2 protein-coding genes are annotated in these 3,320 nt (G+C 74.2%); one reads left to right on the forward strand and one right to left on the reverse strand.

From position 1 onward, the window contains the following. The coding region (locus AB0J52_RS33195) for an MFS transporter (RefSeq protein WP_500186814.1) at positions 1-1,252 on the reverse strand (1,252 nt) is incomplete at its 3' end. Positions 1,253-1,750: 498 nt separating this feature from the next. Between AB0J52_RS33195 and AB0J52_RS33200 the strand changes: the two genes are divergently transcribed. Then, positions 1,751-3,320 (forward strand): MMPL family transporter (locus AB0J52_RS33200; RefSeq protein WP_500186815.1); only part of this gene is annotated, 1,570 nt, incomplete at its 3' end.

Here is a 3,320-nt window from a genome sequence, read left to right on the forward strand (position 1 = left end):
CGACCTGGCTGGACGCGTTGACCAGCGCGGCCGCCAGGCCCGCCTTGTCCGCGGGGACCCCGGCGTTGGCGGCGGTGGTGACCGCGACGAACACCAGGGCGAGGCCCACGCCGACGACCAGCAGGCCCGGCAGCAGGTCCCGCGCGTAGCTCCCGTCCACGGGGACCTGCGCGAGCAGCCACATGCCCGCCGCGCCGACCAGCAGCCCGGCGATGATGAGCGGCCGGGTGCCGACCTTGGGGATCAGGCCCGCGGTCACGCCGGAGCCGATGCCGACCGCGGCGGTGAGCGGCAGGTACGCCAGGCCGGTCTTGACGGGCGAGTAGCCGAGCACCGACTGCATGTAGAGGCTGAGGAAGAAGAACATCGCGATGAAGCCGGCCATGGCGACGAACTGCGCCACGTCGGCTCCCGGCAGGCCCCGGATCCTGAAGATGGACAGCGGGAGCAGCGGGTTCCGGCTGCGGGCCTCGTTGACCACGAACGCCGCCAGCAGGACCAGCGCGCCGGCGAGCGCCAGCCACGTGCGGGCGGTGTCCCAGCCCTTCTCCGGCGCTTCGACGAGCCCGTAGACCAGCAGCAGCATCCCGCCGGTGGCGAGCGCGGCGCCGGGCAGGTCGAAGCTCCGCAGGGACGCCTTGCGCGCGTCGTCGGCGAGCAGCCACAGCGCGCCGGTGACGATGACCACGACCGCGGGCGGGTTCACCCACATGACCCAGCGCCAGCCGGGGCCGTCGGTGAGCGCGCCGCCCGCGAGCACGCCGATGGCCGAGGCGGCCCCGGCGACGCCGCCCCACACGCCGAGCGCGGTTGCGCGCTCCCGGCCGACGAAGGCGGTGGTGAGCGCCGACAGGGCGGCCGGGGACATGAGCGCCGCGCCGAGTCCCTGCGCGAGCCGGGCGGTGATCATCGTCTGCTCGTTCTGGGCGAGGCCGCCGACGATGGAGGCGAGCCCGAACACCACGGTCCCGGTCACCAGGACGCGGCGGCGTCCGAGCAGGTCGGCGAGCCGGCCGCCGAGCAGCATGAACCCGCCGTAGGTGAGCAGGTAGCCCGACGGCACCCACTGCAGGGACTGCTGGGAGAAGTCGAGGTCGTCCCGCATGGCGGGCAGGGCGACGTTGACGATGGACGCGTCGATGAGGTCGATGAAGGCGACCAGGCACAGCAGCGCCAGGACGACCTTGCCCCGGCCGGTGCCGAGGAATCCGAGCCGGCCTGGGCCGGCCGGGACGGGTGGGGGTTGCGTCATATCCGTGTTCCTTGTCGGCTGGGATTCTCGTGCGGCCGTCCGGGACGGGCCGGGTCGCGCGAGCGGCGGTGGCGCCGCGTTCACCTCCCTGACTTCGCCGCGAGGCCATCGGTGACCGGTCCCGCGTGTGACGATCGACACATGCGGCACGGACGGGGATGAATCGGGCGATGGGTTCGGTCGAGACCTCTCGATGTCGCGGACCCGCGGCTGCGCGAAATCAGGTGGGCCTGCGCGGCGACAGGCAGGCTCTGTGACTTAGTTCACAATCGAGCCTCGTCACGGCGGACCGGCGGGGCGGGTCAAGGCGATTAACCGCACAGACGTTCGGACGGAACCCAGCGAGCCCGTCCCATCGCCCCCGGGCGCGCACGGCCCGGGGGCATGCGATCCCGGGCACGCACCACACCCGCCCGCACCCGCACACGGACGAACGCCGGACAGCCCGGCGCGTCCGGCCGACCGATCCCCGCCCTGTCCTCCTCCTGTGAGAAGCCCATGACCGACACCTCAGCAACCCGGCTTTCCGAGACCCCGCAGCCGCCGCCCGCACCCCTCCCGCCGTCCCGGTGGAACGGCTATGTCGCCTTCGTCACCGGGCGGCGCGCCAAGTGGGCGGTGCTGGCGGCCTGGGCGCTGATCCTGATGATCGCCGGCGGCTTCGCGGCCAAGATCGCCGACGTCCAGGACAACGACCCCGCCTCGTGGCTGCCCGCCGACTCCCAGTCCACCCGGGCCGTGCGCATCGCCGAGCGGCACTTCGCCGAGAAGGACCGGGCGACCGCCGTCGTCGTCTACACCCGCGACGGCGGGCTCACCCCCGCCGACCTGGCCAAGGTGGACGGCGACCGCGCCGCGACCACCGGCGCCACCGCGGCGACCAGGTCCGCCGACGGCAAGTCCGTGCTGTTCAGCGCGCCCGTCCCGATGGCTTCCAACGACAACGGCGTGCTCGGCGACGCCGTCGACCGGCTCCGGCGGACCACCGCGAAGACGGCGCCGCCCGGACTGGACATCCGCGTCACCGGGCAGGCCGGCACCATCGCCGACTACATCGAGGTCTACTCCGGCATGGACGGCGTCCTGCTCGGCGTGACCCTCGGCATCGTCACCCTCGTCCTGCTGATCACCTACCGCAGCCCCGTGCTGTGGCTGGTCCCGCTGCTGGCGACGTTCTTCGGCACGTGGATCGCCACCGGCGTGGTCTACCTGCTCGCCAGGTACGCCGACCTCAGGGTGGACGGCCAGTCCAGCTACATCCTGACCGTCCTCGGCCTCGGCGTCGGCACCGACTACGCGCTGCTGCTCATCGCCCGCTACCGCGAGGAGCTCGGACGCCGCGCCGACCGGCACGAGGCCATGGCGCACGCGCTGCGCCGCTGCCTGCCCGCGGTCGCCGCGTCCGCCGGAACCGTCGCGATCGCCGCCCTCTGCCTGGTCTTCGGGAAGATGAACAACACCCAGGGCCTCGGCCCGGTCGTCGCGGTCGGCGTCGCCGTCGTCTGCCTGGCCGCCACGTCCCTGCTGCCCGCGATGCTGGTCTGCCTCGGCCGCTGGGTGTTCTGGCCGAGAAGGCCCATCGCCGCCACCGCGTCCGCCACCGCGTCGGCGACCGTTCCCGCCGCCGCGCCCGGGTCGGGGCCGTGGCGGCGGGTGGCCGCCACCGTCGACGCCCGTCCGCGCCTGGTCTGGGTCGGCTCGGCCGCCGTCCTCGCCGTCCTCGCCGCCGCCTCGTTCACCCTCGAGTCCGGGCAGACCCTCGACGAGCAGTTCACCAAGACCACCGACGCCGTCGCCGGGCAGCGGCAGATCGCCCGGCACTTCCCGGCCGGGTCGTCCGAACCCGCCGACGTCTACGTCGCCGACGCCGCGGCCGGGACGGTGCTGGCGACCGTCGGCAAGGTCCCCGGCGTGACGAGCGCGGCCCAGGACCGCTCGGCGGGCGGCTACGCCCACCTGGCCGTCGTCCTCGCCGACCCGCCCGACACCACGGCCGCCCGGGCCACCGTGAACCGGGTCCGCGACGCCGTGGCGGGCAGCGGGGCCGTCGTCGGCGGCCAGACCGCCG

Origin of the sequence: Spirillospora sp. NPDC049652, assembly GCF_040675125.1 — a bacterium.
In the GTDB taxonomy this organism is placed as follows: domain Bacteria; phylum Actinomycetota; class Actinomycetes; order Streptosporangiales; family Streptosporangiaceae; genus Spirillospora.